We start from the raw sequence: 19,525 nt of genomic DNA, 5'->3' as shown, positions 1-19,525 counted from the left end.
AACCTCGGCGTTACAACGTTTGCAGCAGGCTCGCTAACTGGCGATTGATCACCTGCTGGTTAAAATCTGCCTCGACTTTTTGTCGGGCATTGTGCAGCACGGGCTCCAGCGCCTGCTGGTCGATATCGCTAAACGCGGCCAGCCGATCGGCCAGGGCCATGGCGTTATTTTCGGGGACCAGCCAGCCGGAATGATCTGACTTGATCAGCTCCGGGATCCCGCTGTGCAGGGTCGATACCACCGGGATCCCCACCGCCATCGCCTCCATCAGCGCCACCGGTATGCCTTCCATGTCGCCATCGGCGCCGGTAACGGACGGCAGCAGAAACACGTCGGCTTCATCGAGCATGGCCTTCACCTCGTGGCTCGGCTTAAAGCCCGGCATCTCCACGTGCGTTTCCAGCTCATACTGTTCAATAAGCGTACGCAGACGACGCTCCCACGGGCCGATACCGAGTATGCGATAACGGAAATCCACCCCGCGCGCCTTGAGCTGGCGGCAGGCTTCAATCGCCACATGCAGCCCTTTTTTCTCGGTCAGTCGGGCAACGGAGATAATCTGCAGCGGTTTACCCGGCACCTTGACCGGACGGCGGGTAAAACGCGCCAAATCCACCCCCATCCGCGAGACGGTGATTTTCTCGCCCGGGCAGCCCATCTTTTTGAGGCGTCCGGCCCACAGGTCGCTGATGGGCAGCATCATGTCGCCGCGCTGGAACAGCTGCTGATACTCCGGCGTGTAGTGGTTCAGCACTTCACGGCTGGAGATATCAATGCCGTGGAAGATCGTGGCGATCTTCCCGTCAATCACCCCCAGCTCGCGCAGTTTGGCTGCGGTCACCCCTGCCGGGCCAAAGTGGGCGATAAAGACATCAGCGCGGTACGGCTGCGCCGTTTGTCCGCAGATGGCCGACAGGATCAGATTGCGCGACTCCGCGCCATAGCGGGAGATGTTCAGCGCTCGCCAGGTCGACGCGCGATGGAGCCCGCGTAAGGTCTGGCTGGCACGGTAGCGCAGCTTGTTCACTTTTCCGGATGGCTCATCCTGCAGCCAGCGGGTTTTCGCCTCCAGCCCATACTGGATATACGCCGCATGGGTATTTTGCGTATCGCCCTTTTGCAGGGCGATAATTTCCACGTCATATCCCATATCAATAAACGCGGTGATTTGATTGAGTACAAAGGTTTCAGACGACAGTGGGAATTTCAGTAAGAAGAAACCAACCTTCATTTCCCCTCCCGCACGCGGTCAAGCACCGACTTCACCATCCCCATTCCCTTTTCGCGCTCGGCTTTCACCGCCACGGCCAGGCGCTCATTCACGGCGGGCAGTTGCCCAAGGGTGTCGCCCACCATTGCGCCGAGCGAGCCATCCAGCAGATGACGGATATCCACGGCCATTTCCGGCATCCCCAGCTGCTGCATAATCCCGGCAGACTTGTGCTCATAGTTGATGGCAATGGCTGGCGTGCCAAAGTTCATCGAGATGATGGCAGAGTGCAGACGGGTACCCACGGTCAGGTCACAGGCTGAGAGCAGTTTGCCCATCTCCAGATCGTTCAGTTCGTCCATCACCACGTGATACCGGGACGGATCGTTCACCAGATGGCGCAGGTTCAGCGCCACCATGCGATCATCCTTGTTGTAGCTATCGATACCGGTACAGGTGGAGAGCGCCAGCACCTGATAACCGCTGTCCAGCACGCGGTTAACGACCTCGGCAAAGGCCTTCTCGTAGGCGGCCTGAGTGGTACCTAAGCGCTTATCAAAAGGTGCCAGCTCGCGCAGGGTAATGGCGACGGTTTTCTGTTTTGCCGCCACGTCCAGCCAGTGCTGCACCGCGTAGCTCGGCTGGAAGCTGTCGTCCTGGTGATCCACCAGCCACGCGGTATCCACCCCGTGCTCGACTTTCGAAGTGTCGATCTCGCTGCGCTTCATCATGTCGAGGCTGACTGACTCACGCAAAATCAGGGCATCGCAGTGGCCAAACACATAGTTTGCCAGCTGGTTGAACTGAGGTTCCTGGAATGGCCCGACACTGTGACCAATCATAAACAGCGGCTTCTTCGCCATAAAGGTGCAGAGGGCATGCTCAAACTGCGGCACGCCGTAGAGATCGACGAAGAACGAACCGCCCACCTGAATGATCGCGTCATAGCCGGACAGCAGACGCACAAAATCGGTAAAGCCCTGCGCGATGGCGATGTTGCGCAGCTTGCCGGTGTCGGTTACGCGAGAAAGCAGCACCTGATGCTGGTAGCGGCGACGCAACACTTTCTTCACGCGGCCCATCACGCCCGCAGCGTTATTGTGCTGTTTCATCTGGCTGTAGAGCGGGTCGCCCATCACCGGGCGGTTCAGTAACCAGGATGAGCTGACCGGGTAACGGCTCATCACGTCCACTTCTGTCTCAGGCTTAAGGGTGTTAATTGCATCCAGTAAACCGCGCAGGATGGCGCTGTCGCCACGGTTGCCGCAGGTATGGTTGCCAAGAATTAATAATTTCATAATGGCCTCTTAAATAACTAGCCTGCGCGAAGCAGCGTTTTCATTTTTTCGTTACGGCAAAACTGGCGCTTCATCTCCACCACCAGCGAATTGCGTGACAGCACAATCATCACCCCAAACGCCAGTGCGCCCGCAGCAACCTGCACTGCCAGCAGCGCGGCCAGCGGCAAATGGCCCTTCAGGAGCACGCCCAGACCGTAGCTCACCACCAGGGTCGGCAAGGAGAGATAAAACGGCAGCCACAGGCTCAGGATGTACTGACGGTAGCTGGAGCCCAGCACTGGCTTGATCATGATGAAGTAGCTCAGCACGGTGTTGATGATTTGCACCAGCAGAAAGCCCAGCGTGACGCCAATGGCGCCCGCCATGTGTCCGCCGACGATAATTGCCGGAATAAACAGGAAGGTTTTAAATACGTTGAATTTAAAGCTGATATCCACGCGCGCTTTCGCCATCAGCAGGGAGCCAATCGGGTTACCCACGGAGCGCAGCAGCCCCACCACGCAGAGCAACTGCAGGATCGGGATGATGCTGTTCCACTTCTCGCCAAATACCAGCGGCACAAAGTTGCTCGACACCACCATCAGACCCAGCAGTACCGGGAAGTTAATAATGCCGACCACGGAGAGCAGCTTGTAGAAGTTGACGCGCAGCTTTTCAGTGTCGTCCTGAATTTTGGCGAACGCCGGGAACAGCACGCGGGTGATAATCGGGTTGAGCTTCATCGGCGGGACGACCGCAACGTTGTAGGCCAGGTTATAGCCCCCCGCGACGCTCGCCCCCAGAATGCGCGCCAGCACCAGCGTGGAAAGATTGGTATTGACGTAGTTGATGATGCTGTCGGCCGTCAGCCAGGCGCCAAAACGCAGGTTCGAGGAGACGGACGCCAGGGAAAAATGCAGCCCCGGGCGGTAGATCTTGCGGCCAAAGTAGCCGAACAGCAGCGTGCGCACGGCAGAGTTAACCAGGTAACCGAGGATGGCGGTCATCGCCAGCGGCCAGAAATGGGCGCTCACCACCGTGAAGGTAAAGCCCGCCAGCACGGCGCTGGTTTCAATCATGCCGATCTTGTTGAACTCCAGCTCTTTTTGCATCAGCGCGCGGAACTGCTGCCCGTGCGGGATCACCACAAAGGCAAACGACAGCGTGCGCATCAGCGGGGCCAGATCCGGGTTGTGCAGCACGCTGGCGATCACATCGCTCAGCAGGAACACCAGCACAAAAACAAATATCCCCAGCCCCACGTTCAGCCAGTAGAGCGTGGTCAGCTCCAGCTGGCTAATCTCTTTGCGCTGGATAATCGAGTTGGCGATACCGAAGTCAGACAGCGTGTCGGCCAGCGCGATAATCACCAGCGAGACGGTCAGCAGACCGAACTGATGATTATCGATAATGCGCGCCAGCACGGTCATCTGCACCAGCCCCAGGCCAATGATGACGATAGTCGCCATCGCTGACCACTTGGCGCCGCTGATGGTTTTTTCACGTAAGCTCATCTTAGTACGCCGCTTTGTTCACGAAACCTTTGAAGATGGTCAGAAAAACAATTTTGATATCGAACCAGAGGCTCCACTCACGGATGTACTCAAGGTCGAATTCAATGCGTTTTTCCATTTTTTCCAGCGTGTCGGTTTCACCGCGCCAGCCGTTGATTTGCGCCCAGCCGGTAATGCCTGGTTTCACTTTATGGCGCAGCATGTAGCCTTCAATCAGCGAGCGGTACTGCTCGTTATGGGCAACCGCGTGCGGACGTGGCCCGACAATCGACATACCGCCGGTAAAGACGTTGATAAACTGCGGCAGCTCGTCCAGCGAGGTGCGGCGCAGGAAATTCCCCACGCGAGTCACGCGCGGATCGTTCTGCGTAGCCTGCGTCACCACTTTGTCGTTCTCCATCACCTTCATGGAGCGGAATTTCCACACCATGATCGGCTTACCGTCCATGCCGTAGCGCGTCTGACGGAAGATGACCGGGCCGGGAGAGCTCAGCTTCACCGCCAGGGCAATGCAGCACAGCACCGGAGAGATCAGCAGAAGGATCAGTGAAGAGAGCACAATGTCTTCCAGACGTTTGAGAACACGGTTGATTCCTGACAGCGGCGTGTCGTACAGCGGCACTACCGGTACACCGTTCACCTCTTCGATACGGGAATGGAGAATGTTGAAGGTAAAGACGTCCGGAATGAGGATCACGGAACAGGTGGTGTCCGCCAGGTCGCGCATCAGTTTCTTAATGCGGGACTCCTCTTTCATCTGCATGGCAATGTAGACGTTGTGAATTTTGCCCGCTTTCGCATCGTCAATAAGCTGATCGTAGTTGCCCGCCCAGTCCGACGGCACGCCACCCGGTTTCGCGTCGTGGTAGATCCCAACCACTTCAAAACCTAACCACGGCTCTTTGCGGAAGCTATCAAGCAGCACCTGGCCCACAGGCAGATCGCCGGCAACGGCGACATAGCGGCGGTTGTAACCACGGTTACGCAACCAGCCCGCGCCAAAGCGGATAAGGGAGCGGCAAACCACCATGCCGACGCTGGTTAACAGATACCAGCACAGATACGTCACCAGACGATTATCAAAATCATGGCTGAACGCCACCAGGCCCGCGCTGAAGATCAGGCTTAAGGTCCAGTTCTGCAGCAACAGCATCAGTTCGGTGGTCATCTTGACGCCACGCCACGAACGATAGAAATCCGTCATCCCGCCGATCATCTGAAACACGACCAGCGCAATCAGTGCCATCAGCAGATGCATGTATAAGAACGATTGCCCGCTGATCCAACACACCGCCCACAATCCGCCGACCATGATGGTGATATCAGAAAAACGCTGCACCATAGAGATTAACGATGCATTCGTTCTCGCTCGTTCGCGCTTTTTTAGATTCGTCATCGTTGTTCCTGTATTCGGTTTCCCCTCCCACCGGGAGGGGCAAATATTACTGATTCAACAGCGCCAGAATGTCCTTCGTTCGGGCTTCCATCAGCGCGGTGTCGGCGCGGGATTCCACGTTCAGGCGCACCACCGGCTCGGTATTGGACGAGCGCAGGTTAAAGCGCCACTGCGGGAACGCCATGCTGATACCGTCGGTACGGTCAATTTCCAGCGCGTGAATTGCAAAGTGCTGTTCCACGCGGGCAATGGCTTCAGCCGGCTGTGCCAGTTTGCTGTTGATCTCTCCACTTGCCGGGAAGGCCGCCATACGGTCGCGCACCAGCTCGCCCAGGGTCTGACCTTTCAGGCACAGCAGTTCGGTCACCAGCAGCCACGGGATCATCCCGCTGTCGCAGTAGGCAAAATCGCGGAAGTAGTGATGGGCGCTCATCTCGCCGCCGTAGATGGCGTCTTCTTCGCGCATACGCTCTTTAATAAACGCGTGACCGGTTTTGGACATCACCGGCGTGCCGCCTGCCGCTGACACCACGTCAACGGTGTTCCAGGAGAGGCGCGGGTCATGAATGATCTTCGCCCCCGGATTTTTCTCGAGGAACGCTTCCGCCAGCAGGCCGACAATGTAATAGCCCTCGATGAACTGCCCTTTCTCGTCGAACAGGAAGCAGCGGTCGAAATCGCCGTCAAAGGCGATGCCCATATCCGCACCGTGTTCAATCACCGCATTGCGGGTGTCGTCGCGGCACTCTGGCAGCAGCGGGTTTGGGATACCGTTCGGGAAGTTGCCGTCCGGGGTGTTGTGTACCTTGACGAAGGTCACCGGCACGTTCAGCGCCTTAAAGCGGGCTTCCAGGGCATCCACCACCGGGCCCGCCGCGCCGTTGCCGGAGTTGATGACCAGCTTCAGCGGCTTAAGGTTTGCTACGTTGATGTAACCCAGCAGGTGGTCAATGTACTCTTTACGCAGATCGATCTGCTTGTAGCTGCCGCGTGCAGACTCGTTCACTGGCGGGAAGTCGTTGGCTTCCGCCAGACGCTGCACGTCGCGCAGGCCGGTATCGCCGCTGATAGGGCGCGCACCCTTGCGCACCAGCTTCATGCCGTTGTAATCCATCGGGTTATGGCTGGCCGTGACTTCAATCCCGCCGTCCACGCCCAGGTGGAAGGTGGCAAAATAGATCTCTTCGGTACCGGAAAGGCCGATATCCAGCACGTCCACGCCCGCGTCCTGCAGCCCTTTCGCCAGCGCCAGCTTCAGGGATTCGCTGGTCAGACGCACGTCGCCGCCCAGCACGATAGTTTTCGGTTTCAGGTATTCGCCGTACGCACGGCCGATGCGCCACGCAATGTCTTCATTCAGCTCTTCACCCAGCTTGCCGCGAATATCGTAGGCTTTAAAACAGGTTAACTTTTCCATCATGACCCCTTTTTCAGGCAACAGTTGGCCCGCCCAATTAACAGGCAAAATATTTTTTATTCATTCGTAGGCCCGGTAAGCACAGCGCCACCGGGCATGATGCGAAGCGGTTACACCCGACCGTAGCGGTCCTGGAAACGGACAATATCGTCCTCTTCCAGATACGCGCCGGAGCGCACTTCAATTAAATCGAGAGGTATCTTCCCTGGGTTTTCCAGACAGTGTGTCGCCCCCAGCGGAATATAAATTGACTCGTTTTCACCCAGCAGTTTCACTTCACCGTCGATGGTCACTTTGGCGGTACCCGCCACCACCACCCAGTGCTCGGCACGATGGTGATGCATCTGTACCGACAGGCCTTCGCCCGGCTTCACGGTAATGCGCTTCACCTGGTAACGTTCGCCCGCATCGATGGAGTCGTATTTGCCCCACGGCCGGTACACTTCGCGGTGAATATGGTGCTCGTGGCGACCATCGGCTTTGATCTTCTCCACCACCTTTTTAACGTCCTGCACGGCGTTACGGTCGGCAATCAGCACGGCGTCTTTGGTCTGGACGACCACCAGATCCTTCACCCCCACCGTGGTCACGAGGCCGGATTCGGCGTAGACGTAGCTGTTCTCGGTTTTGTGGCTAATCACATCACCGTGATGGACGTTACCCTCCGGGGTATGCGCGCTGATCTCCCACAGGGAGGACCAGGAGCCAACATCGCTCCAGCCTGCATCCATCGGCACCACCACCGCATCCGCCGTGCGCTCCATCACCGCATAGTCAATGGACTCTTCCGGGCAGGCGAGGAAAGCGGCTTCGTCGACGCGAATAAAGTCGAGGTCCGGATCCACCACGTTCATGGCTTTTTCGCAGGCGCTCAGGATATCCGGACGATACTTTTGCAGTTCTTCCAGATAGCGACCGGCGCGGAACAGGAACATACCGCTGTTCCAGTAGTATTCACCGCTGGCAACGTAGGCCTGCGCGGTTTCCAGATTCGGTTTCTCAACGAACTGCGCCACGTCAAACGCCACGCTGTCGCCTTCGCCCGGCGTCACGCTGCCGCGGCGGATATAGCCATAGCCGGTTTCTGGCAGATCCGGCACGATGCCGAAGGTCACCAGCTTGCCGCTTTCTGCGTAAGGAATGGCCGCCCGCACCGCGTCGCGGAACGCCTCTTCCTGCTGAATGACGTGGTCTGCCGCCAGGACCAGCATCAGCGGATCGCAATCCGGGCTGCTGCGTTTTGCCGCCAGCGCCGCCAGGGCAATGGCTGGGGCGGTATTTCGTCCGGCAGGCTCCAGAATGATATTTTCTGTGAGTTTGTTCAGCTGGCGCAGCTGCTCGGCAACAATAAAGCGGTGCTGTTCGTTACAAATCACCACCGGGCTTTCACACTCCACACCCTGCAGACGGTTAACCGTTGTTTGCAGCATGGTGAGATCCCCTTTCAGGCAGAGGAACTGTTTTGGATAGAGCACGCGGGACAGCGGCCACAACCGGCTACCAGAGCCACCTGCCATCACAACCGGATACAACGTGGTTTGACTCATGATTTATCCCCGTATATCTGCAATAAATTGGCTCAGCACGTTCTCTTTCTCGAGCGTGCGTTCGGCATATTCACGTGCCACCGTGTTCACTTTTGGCATGGCGAGTGCCTGTTCAATTCCGGTCACCAGCGCCGGAACCGATTCCGGCTCCACGCAAACGGCGATCCCCGGGTAGCTGTCACACAGCTGGCCTAATTCGGTTTCGGCTTCTGCCGTGATCACAGCGTTCCCGCCCACGGCCAGAATGTTGGTCAGCTTGGACGGCAGCACCGCATCCGCCGCGCCGCGCTTTTGCACCACCAGATGGCAGTCACCCATCTTCAGCAGCGCAGGCAGCGCCTCGTAAGACTGAAGCGGGAAGAATTTCACGTTAGTCAGGCCGCGTTCACTGGCCATCTTCTCCAGACGCGCTTTTCCGCCGCCCTGACCGACAATCACAAACATCCACGGATGTTCGCTAAGCTGTTGAGCCGCCTCGATAACGTTCTCCAGCCCCTGCTTTTCGCCGATATTGCCTGAATAAAGAATGATTTTTTGGTCATCAGGCAAACCGAGCTCTGCGCGAAGCGCCTGCGCGTCGTGTTCTGTTACGTCACGGAAACGGGCCACTTCGGACCAGTTCGGGAAAAAGATCACCTTTTCCGGCGCGACGCCCTTCTCCTGCGCTTTGTTCATCATCGATCGCGAGATGGTGGAGACATAATCCACGTTATGCAGACCGCTGCGCTCAAAAGCGCTGGCGAGTTTCGCCACTTTGCCGCCCTTGCCTTTACCTGCCATCCCCAGGCCCAGCATGGCGTCGACTTCATAATCCTGAATGTGCAGCAACGTGCGCGCTCCGGAGAGCTTGCCCAGCAGCCGCATGCCCGGCGTGCAGAACAGCGTCGGTACCACGCCGATGATGCGATCCGGCTTCCAGCGACGCTGCGCCATCAGCGGGAAGAAACTGCTCAGGGCAAAGCTGCCCAGATGAATTAAACGTTTCAGCGTCGAGGGCTGTTTCGGCACGTACAGCGGGCAACGCCAGACGGTCGCAGCGCCCTCTTCGCGGCGATAGCGCCAGCTGGAGTAGCGCTCGCCCACTTTCCATTCCGGGTAGTACGGCGGCGCGGTAATGACCCGCACGTCATGTCCCTGGCTCGCCATCCACTCGACCATCTCGCCGGTGTATTTCCCGATACCGGTCAATTCCGGCGAGTAGTTGATTCCATATACGAGGATCTTCATAGTCCCGGCACCTCAGACTGACGATCGGCCAGGAAATAGGCACGACTGTTGTCATGCACATTGTCGCTGGCCAGCAGCACCTCTGGCGTCTGCCAGCGGTAGTCGTCGTGCTGAGAATCAGGCAGACGCAGGTCTGCCTCACTCACCTTCAGGCGGAACCCCAGCACAATGTAGTGCGTGGTGAAGCCGGTACCTGAAAAGTTATCGTCATAGAAGTGCTGCCAGACCCCGTAAAACTGGCCTGCTGCCATCGGCAGTTGCAGGCCCAGTTCCGCCAGAGTGAGACGCTCAAACGCGTTGGCCAGCGTCTCATCCTTCTGCACGCGCCCGCCGGGCACGAACCAGAAGCCCTGAGCAGGACGATTGGTTCGTTTCCCCAGCAAGAACTCGCCGCGTTCGTTCTCCACGATCAAATCAATTGAGATGAGCGGAGTGGAGCGCACTACCGTGGCAAAATCTTCCTGACTTAAAAACATTGTTACCCCCGGAAGCGGTGCTGGTTTTCCAGGAACCACTGGTAGGTACTTGCCAGCCCTTGTTCCAGCGACACCTCGTGATACCAGCCCAGCTGATGCAGACGGGTGACGTCCAGCAGTTTGCGCGGCGTGCCGTCCGGTTTGGTGGCGTCAAACACCACGCGGCCCTTGTAGCCCACCACCTGAGCGATGGTCTGCGCCAGCTCGCGAATGGTGCAATCCACGCCAGTGCCAACGTTGATATGCGACAGCATCGGCTCGGTGTTCTCCTGCCACACCTCGCGATCCAGCTCCATCACGTGAATGCTGGCCGCGGCCATGTCATCCACGTGCAGGAATTCGCGCATCGGCGTGCCGCTGCCCCACACCACCACATCCGGTGCGTTCTCGGCGGTCGCCTCGTGGAAACGACGCAGCAGCGCCGGGATCACGTGCGAGTTGCTCGGGTGGAAGTTATCGTGCGGCCCGTACAGGTTGGTCGGCATCACCGAGCGATAGTCACGGTTGTACTGACGGTTGTAGGACTCGCACAGCTTGATCCCGGCAATTTTGGCAATGGCGTACGGCTCGTTGGTTGCTTCCAGCGTCCCCTGCAGCAGTTCGCTCTCGGCGATCGGCTGTTTCGCCATTTTCGGGTAGATACAGGATGAGCCGAGGAACAACAGCTTGTTCACGTTGTGCAGATGTGCCGCGTGAATGATGTTGCTCTCAATCATCATGTTCTCGTAGATGAAATCTGCCGGGTAAGTGTTGTTAGCGACAATGCCGCCCACTTTTGCCGCCGCCAGATACACCTGATCGATACGTTCATTGGCAAAGAAGTCCTGTACCGCACGGCTATCGAGAAGATTCAGCTCGTCGCGGGTACGGACAACCACTTCCACGTCACCGCGCTGCTCCAGCTGGCGAACAATCGCGGAACCCACCATTCCGCGATGACCGGCGACAAAAATACGTTGTTTTGTCATTCTCAGGACTCCAGCGCGATGGCAACCTCGTAGCCATGAGATTTGAGCAGGGAGTGTTTTTTCGCTGCTTCAAGATCTTTGGCTACCATCTCAGAGACCATCTCCTGCAGAGTGGTTTCTGGTTTCCAGCCCAGTTTCTCGTGCGCTTTGGTTGGGTCGCCCAGCAGGGTTTCCACTTCCGCAGGACGGAAGTAACGCGGGTCAACCTGCACAATCACATCACCTGGTTTCACGCCCGGTGCGTCATGGCCGGTCACAGAGACAACGATCCCCTTCTCTTCCACGCCAGTGCCTTCGAAGCGCAGTTTGATACCCAGCTGTGCGGCAGCCATTTCCACGAATTGACGGACGGAGTACTGCACGCCGGTCGCAATCACGAAGTCTTCTGGCTGCTCCTGCTGCAGCATCATCCACTGCATCTTCACGTAGTCTTTGGCATGGCCCCAGTCACGCAGGGAGTCCATGTTGCCGAGGTGCAGGCAGGATTCCAGACCCTGGGCGATGTTGGCGATAGCGCGGGTAATTTTACGGGTCACGAAGGTTTCGCCACGACGTGGGGATTCGTGGTTAAACAGAATGCCGTTACAGGCGTACATGCCGTAAGATTCACGGTAGTTTACGGTGATCCAGTAGGCATACAGTTTGGCTACCGCGTAAGGAGAACGTGGGTAGAACGGGGTGGTCTCTTTCTGCGGGATTTCCTGCACCAGACCGTACAGTTCAGAGGTGGATGCCTGGTAGAAACGGGTTTTCTTCTCAAGGCCGAGGAAACGAATCGCTTCCAGCAGACGCAGCGTACCCATGGCATCAACGTCAGCGGTGTATTCCGGGGATTCGAAAGAAACCGCTACGTGGCTCATCGCGCCCAGGTTGTAAACTTCATCCGGCTGTACTTCCTGCAGGATGCGGGTCAGGTTGGAGGTATCGGTCAGGTCGCCGTAGTGCAGATGGAATTTCGGGTTCGCCGCATGCGGATCCTGGTAAATATGATCCACACGTTCCGTGTTGAAAGAAGAAGCACGACGCTTAATACCGTGAACTTCATAACCTTTTTCCAGCAGTAACTCTGCCAGGTAAGAACCATCCTGCCCGGTAACGCCGGTGATGAGAGCGACTTTAGACATGTTTATATTCCTCTACTTATGAATTTAATCAGTTTCAACGCGTTCGCGTATCACCACTGCGGGGTTGCCACGGCAAATTTTATTTGCCGGTAGCGATTTAAAAACGCTGCTGCGGGCACCGACTACCGTGCCATCGCCAACAGAAACACCAGGTGCAACAAATACATCTGTTGCCAGCCAGCATTTTTCGCCAATCACAATTGGCGAAGCGGTAATATCAAAATGCTGACTCATAAAATCGTGGCTGCCGGTACACAAATAACACTTCTGTGACACCACCGCGTTTGCACCAATCGTGATATCGCCAAGGGTATATAACACGGCGTCATCCCCTACCCAGGCGTAATCGCCAAGCGTTAATTTCCAGGGGTAAGTAATTTTTACCGATGGACGAATAACTACGTTTTTTCCGATTTTTGCGCCAAACAGACGCAATAAAAAGGCACGCCAGCGATACAGTATTTGCGGTGACCAGGCAAATAAGGTGGCCTGAACGGCCCACCATAACTGCACTTTAATTCCGTTCCCGCCCCGAAAACCTTTCGGCACGGTGAACCCGTTAAGATCCTGCATTACATTTCCTTATATTCAGGCTTTGTTATATAAGGTTTTCGTTTTACCCGTGGTGCGCAGGCGGAATAAATAAGACAATTCCGCCCAGAATGCGGGCACGCGTAATATCTTACGCTGTACGTTTTTTGCATCCTGGCACAATTCCAGATTATTCGAGGTGGATACACCGCCCATTGAAAATTCAGACACCAGCCCTTTAATTCGACGGAACGGGTAGCCTGATTTATACAGACTGGCGGCCAGGGCATAATCTGATGACACTTTATACTGCAGATCGTAAGGCTGTTTTTTCAGACCTTTTACCGGGAAGAAAATGGCCTGATGGCTTGCCGGTAAACTGTGATAGATATACCAGCCGGGTTTCGCGCTGCGGCAAATTTTATGCCCATCGCCAAAATCGAGCAGCGCATCACCAATATACATCGCGTCGTCTTTCTGGCGCGCCAGCTGACGGGCAAACTGGGCCACATCGTCATGGAACACATCGCCCGAGTTTAGGAAGATGGCATAACGGCCTTGCGCCATGTTAATGCCTTTGTTCATCGCATCGTAGATGCCTTTATCTTTCTCGCTAACGAAGCGTAAGTTGAACTCACCGTTGAGTTTTTCCAGAAACTCCGCCGTGCCATCGTTCGAGCCGCCATCGACCACGATCCACTCAAAGCTGAGACTCGGATCGCGCGCCAGGTTGCGCAGCGAGCGCCAGGTTTTTACCACCCCTTCGTAATTACGAAAGGCAACAGTAATGACGCTAAGAAACATAAATCACCTCATTTCGTCATACGTTCGTAATATTAAGCGCTTTGCGCAGAATAAACGGACAGACAATCAAGAAAGCATATTCCGGGCTAAATATTGACCCCGTAAAAAACAGCGACACTGGCGTAAACAGATAAAGCTGCACGCGAAAGTTCTGGTTATCTCCAAACGCGTTAATCATCATTTTGAAAACTTTAAACAGATACCAGAGCGTCAACAGTACGGCGAACCACGAAAAATAAATAATTAACAGATACAGGCCATTGTCTATGGTTTTACCGACATCCGCACCGTTAAAGATTCCGAATGATGCAACATATTCGTAAAGTGAGCCGAATCTTACTACACCGTCGATATGGGTTAAGGAATAACCCACCATCACCAGCGGCCCGATAATGCGATAATAGGACGATGAGCCTTCCGTTCCCAAATCTCCCAGACGCTCAGAGATATACGGGAATGCAAATATCACGCCTACTAAAAATACCGTCAGGGAGATGATCGCCAGCGGCAGCTTTTTCTTAATCGCATCTTTGTTCAGGTACTGGAATGCCCACTCCAGGAGGTAAAACAGGATAAATGTCATGACCCCTGAGAACGAACCAGACAGAACGATTCCTGCAAGAATCATAGCATCGGTCTTAGGGGTTTTGATACCAAACTGTTTGATGCTGAGCCAAATTGAGATTAACGCCAGAGCGAAAAACGCCGGTTCAAAATAGAGGGCTGTCGTACGCTTACCGCCAAACTTAATGAAGTTCAGTACATAGCTGTTACTGTAAATGAGATATTTCGAAATCATCTCCATCAGGCTGCTACCACCGGTGAGAATAATTTGCGCCATTTCCAGTGCAGCAAGCATAACAATTAACGCAACGGCAATATAAAAGAGCCTGAGGATTTTCCGATAATTGTGCGGAGAAATAGTTTTAAAACGAATACTCCAGACCATGCCAATAATAATGACAATATAAACAAACAGCATGGTAGAGGTGACGTACTTGCTGGGATCCAGCGACTGGCCAAAGATGTAGTTAAACAGCGTCAGGCCAAAGCCCATCCCTAAGGCAATCATCAGCTTCTTGAGGTTGATTTTATCGACGTACAACAGAAGCAGAGCAGGCAAGAAGGTCACAATGGTTATCGGGAAGCTTTCGCCAAGCTGGGCAATTTTGACGTTGACCAGCAGATAGATCAGCGGCAGCAGCAGATAACTACAGACTCTGATAGAACGAGACATATTCCTCCAGCATCTGTTGTCCACTGTAGGCCTTGCGGCTGCGGTTGCGGAACGATTCCAGGTCAGTGCCAAAAACGGCCTGCGCAATCTGCGGCTTCGGCAGTTGCACCAGCGGCAGCACCTCCTGTTCCGCGAACGTTTTCCCGCCCGATTTTTCCAGCACTTCACGCGCCGCATCGCTGTGGGTGGCGATCACCGGCACGCCAACCGAGAGCGCTTCGCAGAGAATCAGCGGGTAATTATCCACGCGCGAGCTGAACACCAGCGCATCCATCCCGTTGAGGGCGCTCATCAGCTTGCGCTTATCCGTTTCAAACCCGTGATTCACCACGTTAGCGCCGTCGAACGGCGAGAATTTGCCGAAGGTATGCAGTTCAATTTTGTCACCCAGCGCCATCATGTCGCGCACCAGCTGCTGGTTGGTTTTGCCGTCGTAACGCAGGTCATGCGCGACGATTGCGATTTTCGGTTTGCCTGCGGTTTCCGCAACCGGGGTCAACTCGGCCAGAATCGCTTCCGTCGCCACGTCGATCCCGTTGTTGATGATCTGACACCGCCCTGCCCCATACAGACTGTTAAAAGCATCGGCCACATGCTGGCTTGGGGAGATAAACGTGCAGCCGAGCGACAGCATGTCGCGGAACAGCTGACGTTTTCCGTCCACCAGCTGGTGAGCGCGATCCACTTTCACCGGCGGGTAATTGGTTAATGTCGGACACTTCTGGCAGGCGTTTTTCCAGCCTTCGCAGCCGTCGGTGAACGCGCAGCGCCCGGTCACGCTCCAGTGGTCGTGCAGCGTCCAGATGAAGCGGGTATCCGGCTTGTGAGCCTGTACCTTCTGGCAAAACGTCACCACCTCTTGCAGGTTCAGCCAGTAGCTGTGCAGCACGTGAAAATGGAGCACAACCGGGCCGGAGGTTCGCGTGACCGTACGATAGAGGTTGTTCAGGTTGCCAAACAGATCGCGGTTAAACAGACGAAACAGCGCAATGTTGGCGACAGACGTCAGACGTGGCGTCTGCTTGTGCACCTGCGGATAGCTATCGTGGCTGACGCTTTTCTTACCGCCTTTGCCATAGCCGTAGATAAAACGAGACTGAAGCCCTTTTTGCAGCGCACGCTGGTGCAGATCCAGCGCCACGCCAGCCGCCCCGCCCTCGGCGAGACGGACGTTAAATTGCAGAATGTTCATTTGATCACCTTCACGCGGGCTTTTTCGCCCACTACCAGCGCGTTATCAGGAATGCTGTCCAGCACCACGCTGCCTGCACCAATCGTGACGTTGTTACCAATGGTAATGTCGCCAATGATCACCACGTTCGCCCCCAGCTCGACGTTGTTGCCGATGACCGGGCAGGCCAGGCTCTCCGGCCCCCGGTTGCCGATGGTGACCGCATGACGAATAGTGAAATCATCCCCGGCGACCACGAACTTATTGATGACCACCGCATAGCCGTGGTGAATGGTAAAGCGGCGGCCGATGGTGGCCGCAGCCTGAATTTCATAGCCAAAAATGCATTCGGTGATAATTCGGTACAGCACCAGAACCGGTGCCGCCCAGAGGTTGTTCAGAACATTTTTCTTACGCCACACCGAGCAGAAATGCGCGATGCGGTACGCCAGAACCATGCAGCACGGGCGCAGGCTCCAGCTGTTAGCGCGGCAATCTTCCAGAAACATTATTTCCCCCGCAGTCCATCAGCCAGTCGCTTGCCGTTGCGTACAGAAAACAGCGTCAACAAGGTACGCCAGGTCATCCGCTTATTGCGGATCTGATAGAGGGTAAAGAGCTGGTACTTCCGGCTGGCACGGTCAAACTTATCCTTGTGCTTGCGGTAGAAATGGAAGTAACCCGAGAATTTTTTTGGTGAGGAGGTGATTTGCATCTCCCCGTGGTTGATGTGCAGGATCTGCGTGGCCTCTTCCACCTTCCACGGCTCGCCATACTCCACCACCATTCGCAGGAAGATGTCGTAATCCTGCGCGGCCTTCAGTTCGGTATCGAACAGGCACTCTTTAAAGCGCCACGCCCAGGTGAACACCTGATTGCCGATGATGTTGCGCTTGTAGAAGAGGCGGCGAGAGTATGGTGATTTCGGATACAGCGGCAGGCTGGCTGGCTGCGAGTAAACCTCGCCCTGACAGACATAGTCGTTGGCATACAGGAAAGCGTGAGTGACCAGTTGTTCCTTGTGCGACAGGAAAATGGACAGACGGTTTGGTGTCCACTCGTCATCGTCGTCGATGCCGGTCAGATACTGCCCTTTGGCCTGCATAATTGCCTGATTACGCACCGCACACGCCCCGGAGTTGATCGCGTTATGGGTATAGCTGACACGCGGGTCATTGAGGTCAGTGACAAACTTTTGCAGCTGCTCATACGAAGAGGAACAGTCATCAACAATGATCAGCTCCCAGTTATCGTAATCCTGGCGCAGCACCGATTTGATTGCACGGATCGCCAGCTGCTGACGATTCCATGTCGGCATATAAATAGAAACTAAAGGGCGTTGTGTGGTCATAGTCTTCCCCTGATCCCTCACCCCGCCTCTCTCCCAAAGGGAGAGGGAGAATAGCTGCACCGGGCAGTTCCCTCTCCCCTCGGGAGAGGGTTAGGGTGAGGGGGATTGTTATTTGCTGTCAGACTTATATTCGTACTCGTAATACCCGTAATCCTGGTACCCGGTCGCACGGCGGAAGATGGAGTTCAGGATCACCCCTTTCACCTCAATGCCGTTCTGCTCGAAGCGGCTCAGGCTGGTTTCCACTTCCTTCAGGGTGTTCACCGCATAGCGCGCCACCATCAGCGTGGTTCCCGCCAGGCGACCGACCACGGCCGCATCGGTCACGGCCAGAATTGGTGGTGTATCGATCAGCACCAGGTCATAGTTTTTGCTCGCCCACTCCACCAGCTCGGCAAAGCGGTCGCTCATCAACAGTTCGGATGGGTTTGGCGGCACCTGACCACGTGGGATGAGGTCAAATTTCGGGATGCTGGTCGGTTTTGCGCTCTGGCTAATCTCACCCTTGCCAAGCAGGATTTCCGACAGACCGTTGACGTTATTGGTCCCCAGCAGCTCGTGGGTATAGCCCTTACGCATATCGCAGTCGATCAGCAGCACCCGTTTATTGGTCTGGCTGACCACCGCCGCCAGGTTGGCACAGACAAAGGTCTTACCTATCGACGGGCTGACACCGGTTAACATCAGTACGTTGTTTTTGGCCTGCATCATGGCGAAGTGGAGACTGGTACGCAGGCTGCGCACCGCTTCAATTGCCAGGTCCGTCGGGTTACCCACTGCCAGCAGCTGGCTCTGCTTGTAACGCTTGACGCCTTTGACGCTTTTGACCCGGTCATGCGATTTCTGCCATTCGGAGAGCGGGATACTGGCGTAAACGTTGATACCATTCTCTTCCAGCACCTGCGGGCTTTCGATACCGCGGTTGAACAGCGAACGCAGCAGCACACCAACAATGGAGAGCATCAGGCCGAGGATAATGCTGCCGAGAATAATCAGCGCTTTCTTCGGCTTCAGTACGCCAGGCTGGGTAATGGCCGGGTCAACAATACGCACGTCGCCGACGGTGCTGGCTTCGGTAATCTTCAGCTCCTGCTGTTTGTTCAGCAGCTGCATATAGACCTGCTGGCCGGATTCCACGTCGCGGGTCAGACGCACAATTTCCTGCTGCGTTTTTGGCATCGCGGTGACGCGGTCATTAAGCTTCGCTTTCTCCTCTTCGAGGGTGCGACGTTTTTCCAGCAGCGTGCGATAGGCCGGGTGACGTTTGGTGTAGAGCTTAGAAATTTCCGCCTCTTTGAAGGTCAACTCATTAAGCTGCGCATCAATGTTGACCATCGAATCGAGCACCGATTTCGCTTCCAGCGGCAGATCGACGGAGTCTTTATCCTGACGAAACGCGTTCAGTTTGTTCTCTGCATCATCCAGACGTGCGCGTACTTCCGGGAGCTGTCTGGCGAGGAAGGCCAGGCTTTTCGCCGCTTCAGCCGACTTGCGTTCGACGTTCTGCTCAAGGTAGTTGCGGGTAATGCTGTTGAGAATTTCGCGGATTTGATCTTTATCTTCACCGGTAAAGGTCATGCTCAGGACACCCGTGTCCTTGCCATTTTCGGTGACCGTCAGGTTGTTTTGCAGATTGTTGATCATCCCCAGGGTGGAGAATTTGGTGACGGTAAACTCGCTGCCTTCCTGCGCCTGAATAGCGCTCACCTTCATGCTGACGCCATCTTTTGTCAGCATCTGCCCCACTTCACCGCGCGCGCTGAAGCCTGCGTCGCTGGTCAGCTGATACTGCTTCGGCCCTAGCACGGTCAGGGTAAAGGTTTGATCCGCGCTCCCTTTCGGCAGCACAAAGTCGGTAACTTTTACCGTGTCGTTGCTGTGCCCGGTCAGGCGATCCCAGCCGGCACCAAATATCGGGAAGGTATTTTTGGTGACGGAGATATCAAGCCCCAGATCGTGAACCGTTTTGCCCAGCACCAGACGCGACTGGATCAGCTGAATTTCGGCCTCGGAGGCAGGCGGTTTGTTCGCCAGGGCAGAGCCAATATCCTGCACCAGCGAGTTGCCGGTGTTCTGCTCAATCTGCACCAGCGCATCGGCGCTATAGATGGGTGTCGCAAACAGCGTATAGACGATCGCCGCGGCGGCAAACACGGCGGTGATCCCAAGTACCCACCACTTCGCCTCTATGACGGTGCCGACCAGGCGACCAATATCGATTTCATCACTGCCCGAAATCGGGGCGGCAGAAGGTTTTGTTTTTTCTGTCATT

Annotated in this window: 17 protein-coding genes; all 17 read right to left on the bottom strand. The window is 55.7% G+C overall.

Annotated elements, in window-relative coordinates:
* Positions 1 to 10 precede the first annotated feature (10 nt).
* The 17 genes from wcaL to wzc all read right to left on the bottom strand — a co-directional run bounded on the left by wcaL (position 11) and on the right by wzc (position 19,524).
* Positions 11 to 1,231, bottom strand: a complete 1,221-nt coding sequence (gene wcaL, locus AX755_RS20605) for a colanic acid biosynthesis glycosyltransferase WcaL (RefSeq protein ID WP_062857344.1) — start codon at positions 1,229 to 1,231, stop codon at positions 11 to 13.
* The gene (gene wcaK, locus AX755_RS20600) at positions 1,228 to 2,508 is read right to left on the bottom strand and encodes a colanic acid biosynthesis pyruvyl transferase WcaK (RefSeq protein WP_021558691.1); all 1,281 of its coding nucleotides are present in this window, start codon (positions 2,506 to 2,508) and stop codon (positions 1,228 to 1,230) included. Before wcaK ends, wcaL begins: the two co-directional genes overlap by 4 nt.
* Positions 2,509 to 2,525: 17 nt before the next feature.
* Positions 2,526 to 4,004 carry a colanic acid undecaprenyl disphosphate flippase WzxC gene (wzxC, locus tag AX755_RS20595; protein WP_062857343.1) on the bottom strand — a complete coding sequence of 493 codons (1,479 nt, stop codon included), beginning with the start codon at positions 4,002 to 4,004 and terminating at the stop codon, positions 2,526 to 2,528.
* Position 4,005: 1 nt separating this feature from the next.
* Complete coding sequence (wcaJ, locus tag AX755_RS20590; protein WP_014832616.1) at positions 4,006 to 5,400, bottom strand: undecaprenyl-phosphate glucose phosphotransferase; 1,395 nt, start codon at positions 5,398 to 5,400, stop codon at positions 4,006 to 4,008.
* 46 nt (positions 5,401 to 5,446) lie between these two features.
* Positions 5,447 to 6,817: a colanic acid biosynthesis phosphomannomutase CpsG gene (gene cpsG / locus AX755_RS20585; RefSeq protein ID WP_013097871.1), complete on the bottom strand. Its 1,371-nt coding sequence runs from the start codon at positions 6,815 to 6,817 to the stop codon at positions 5,447 to 5,449.
* 110 nt (positions 6,818 to 6,927) lie between these two features.
* The gene (gene cpsB / locus AX755_RS20580) at positions 6,928 to 8,364 is read right to left on the bottom strand and encodes a mannose-1-phosphate guanyltransferase (RefSeq protein WP_000084309.1); all 1,437 of its coding nucleotides are present in this window, start codon (positions 8,362 to 8,364) and stop codon (positions 6,928 to 6,930) included.
* Between the two features lie 3 nt (positions 8,365 to 8,367).
* Positions 8,368 to 9,591 (bottom strand): colanic acid biosynthesis fucosyltransferase WcaI, encoded by a 1,224-nt coding sequence (gene wcaI / locus AX755_RS20575; RefSeq protein ID WP_013097872.1) that lies wholly within the window; start codon positions 9,589 to 9,591, stop codon positions 8,368 to 8,370.
* Positions 9,588 to 10,067 carry a GDP-mannose mannosyl hydrolase gene (locus AX755_RS20570; RefSeq protein ID WP_062857342.1) on the bottom strand — a complete coding sequence of 160 codons (480 nt, stop codon included), beginning with the start codon at positions 10,065 to 10,067 and terminating at the stop codon, positions 9,588 to 9,590. The genes wcaI and AX755_RS20570 overlap by 4 nt, the downstream gene beginning before the upstream one ends.
* 2 nt (positions 10,068 to 10,069) lie before the next feature.
* Positions 10,070 to 11,035, bottom strand: a complete 966-nt coding sequence (gene fcl, locus AX755_RS20565; RefSeq protein WP_013097874.1) for a GDP-L-fucose synthase — start codon at positions 11,033 to 11,035, stop codon at positions 10,070 to 10,072.
* A gap of 2 nt (positions 11,036 to 11,037) precedes the next feature.
* Positions 11,038 to 12,159: a GDP-mannose 4,6-dehydratase gene (gene gmd / locus AX755_RS20560; protein WP_003863514.1), complete on the bottom strand. Its 1,122-nt coding sequence runs from the start codon at positions 12,157 to 12,159 to the stop codon at positions 11,038 to 11,040.
* Positions 12,160 to 12,183: 24 nt separating this feature from the next.
* A complete protein-coding gene (wcaF, locus tag AX755_RS20555) occupies positions 12,184 to 12,732 on the bottom strand; it encodes a colanic acid biosynthesis acetyltransferase WcaF (protein WP_013097875.1) in 549 nt (182 codons plus the stop codon).
* 15 nt (positions 12,733 to 12,747) lie between these two features.
* Positions 12,748 to 13,494 (bottom strand): colanic acid biosynthesis glycosyltransferase WcaE, encoded by a 747-nt coding sequence (gene wcaE, locus AX755_RS20550; RefSeq protein WP_013097876.1) that lies wholly within the window; start codon positions 13,492 to 13,494, stop codon positions 12,748 to 12,750.
* A 16-nt stretch (positions 13,495 to 13,510) separates the two neighbouring features.
* A complete protein-coding gene (gene wcaD, locus AX755_RS20545; RefSeq protein WP_023622452.1) occupies positions 13,511 to 14,731 on the bottom strand; it encodes a colanic acid polymerase WcaD in 1,221 nt (406 codons plus the stop codon).
* Positions 14,706 to 15,923: a colanic acid biosynthesis glycosyltransferase WcaC gene (gene wcaC / locus AX755_RS20540; protein ID WP_062857341.1), complete on the bottom strand. Its 1,218-nt coding sequence runs from the start codon at positions 15,921 to 15,923 to the stop codon at positions 14,706 to 14,708. Before wcaC ends, wcaD begins: the two co-directional genes overlap by 26 nt.
* Positions 15,920 to 16,411: a colanic acid biosynthesis acetyltransferase WcaB gene (gene wcaB / locus AX755_RS20535; RefSeq protein WP_013097879.1), complete on the bottom strand. Its 492-nt coding sequence runs from the start codon at positions 16,409 to 16,411 to the stop codon at positions 15,920 to 15,922. The genes wcaC and wcaB overlap by 4 nt, the downstream gene beginning before the upstream one ends.
* Positions 16,411 to 17,253 carry a colanic acid biosynthesis glycosyltransferase WcaA gene (gene wcaA, locus AX755_RS20530; protein ID WP_013097880.1) on the bottom strand — a complete coding sequence of 281 codons (843 nt, stop codon included), beginning with the start codon at positions 17,251 to 17,253 and terminating at the stop codon, positions 16,411 to 16,413. The genes wcaB and wcaA overlap by 1 nt, the downstream gene beginning before the upstream one ends.
* A 108-nt stretch (positions 17,254 to 17,361) precedes the next feature.
* Complete coding sequence (wzc, locus tag AX755_RS20525; protein WP_013097881.1) at positions 17,362 to 19,524, bottom strand: tyrosine-protein kinase Wzc; 2,163 nt, start codon at positions 19,522 to 19,524, stop codon at positions 17,362 to 17,364.
* Between the last annotated feature and the right edge of the window lies 1 nt (position 19,525).

This window comes from Enterobacter sp. SENG-6 (assembly GCF_001605945.1).
Classification (GTDB): domain Bacteria; phylum Pseudomonadota; class Gammaproteobacteria; order Enterobacterales; family Enterobacteriaceae; genus Enterobacter; species Enterobacter cloacae.
This window is presented reverse-complemented; position numbering and strand designations above follow the sequence as displayed.

Excerpts from the sequence above, each read along its gene's own strand:
- wcaL (WP_062857344.1), bottom strand. The coding sequence starts at position 1,231 with ATGAAGGTTGGTTTCTTCTTACTGAAATTCCCACTGTCGTCTGAAACC.
- wcaD (WP_023622452.1), bottom strand. The coding sequence starts at position 14,731 with ATGTCTCGTTCTATCAGAGTCTGTAGTTATCTGCTGCTGCCGCTGATC.
- wcaJ (WP_014832616.1), bottom strand. The coding sequence starts at position 5,400 with ATGACGAATCTAAAAAAGCGCGAACGAGCGAGAACGAATGCATCGTTA.
- wcaA (WP_013097880.1), bottom strand. The coding sequence starts at position 17,253 with ATGACCACACAACGCCCTTTAGTTTCTATTTATATGCCGACATGGAAT.
- wcaC (WP_062857341.1), bottom strand. The coding sequence starts at position 15,923 with ATGAACATTCTGCAATTTAACGTCCGTCTCGCCGAGGGCGGGGCGGCT.
- gmd (WP_003863514.1), bottom strand. The coding sequence starts at position 12,159 with ATGTCTAAAGTCGCTCTCATCACCGGCGTTACCGGGCAGGATGGTTCT.
- fcl (WP_013097874.1), bottom strand. The coding sequence starts at position 11,035 with ATGACAAAACAACGTATTTTTGTCGCCGGTCATCGCGGAATGGTGGGT.
- wcaB (WP_013097879.1), bottom strand. The coding sequence starts at position 16,411 with ATGTTTCTGGAAGATTGCCGCGCTAACAGCTGGAGCCTGCGCCCGTGC.
- wcaE (WP_013097876.1), bottom strand. The coding sequence starts at position 13,494 with ATGTTTCTTAGCGTCATTACTGTTGCCTTTCGTAATTACGAAGGGGTG.
- wzc (WP_013097881.1), bottom strand. The coding sequence starts at position 19,524 with ATGACAGAAAAAACAAAACCTTCTGCCGCCCCGATTTCGGGCAGTGAT.
- wcaF (WP_013097875.1), bottom strand. The coding sequence starts at position 12,732 with ATGCAGGATCTTAACGGGTTCACCGTGCCGAAAGGTTTTCGGGGCGGG.
- wcaI (WP_013097872.1), bottom strand. The coding sequence starts at position 9,591 with ATGAAGATCCTCGTATATGGAATCAACTACTCGCCGGAATTGACCGGT.
- cpsG (WP_013097871.1), bottom strand. The coding sequence starts at position 6,817 with ATGGAAAAGTTAACCTGTTTTAAAGCCTACGATATTCGCGGCAAGCTG.
- wzxC (WP_062857343.1), bottom strand. The coding sequence starts at position 4,004 with ATGAGCTTACGTGAAAAAACCATCAGCGGCGCCAAGTGGTCAGCGATG.
- AX755_RS20570 (WP_062857342.1), bottom strand. The coding sequence starts at position 10,067 with ATGTTTTTAAGTCAGGAAGATTTTGCCACGGTAGTGCGCTCCACTCCG.
- cpsB (WP_000084309.1), bottom strand. The coding sequence starts at position 8,364 with ATGAGTCAAACCACGTTGTATCCGGTTGTGATGGCAGGTGGCTCTGGT.
- wcaK (WP_021558691.1), bottom strand. The coding sequence starts at position 2,508 with ATGAAATTATTAATTCTTGGCAACCATACCTGCGGCAACCGTGGCGAC.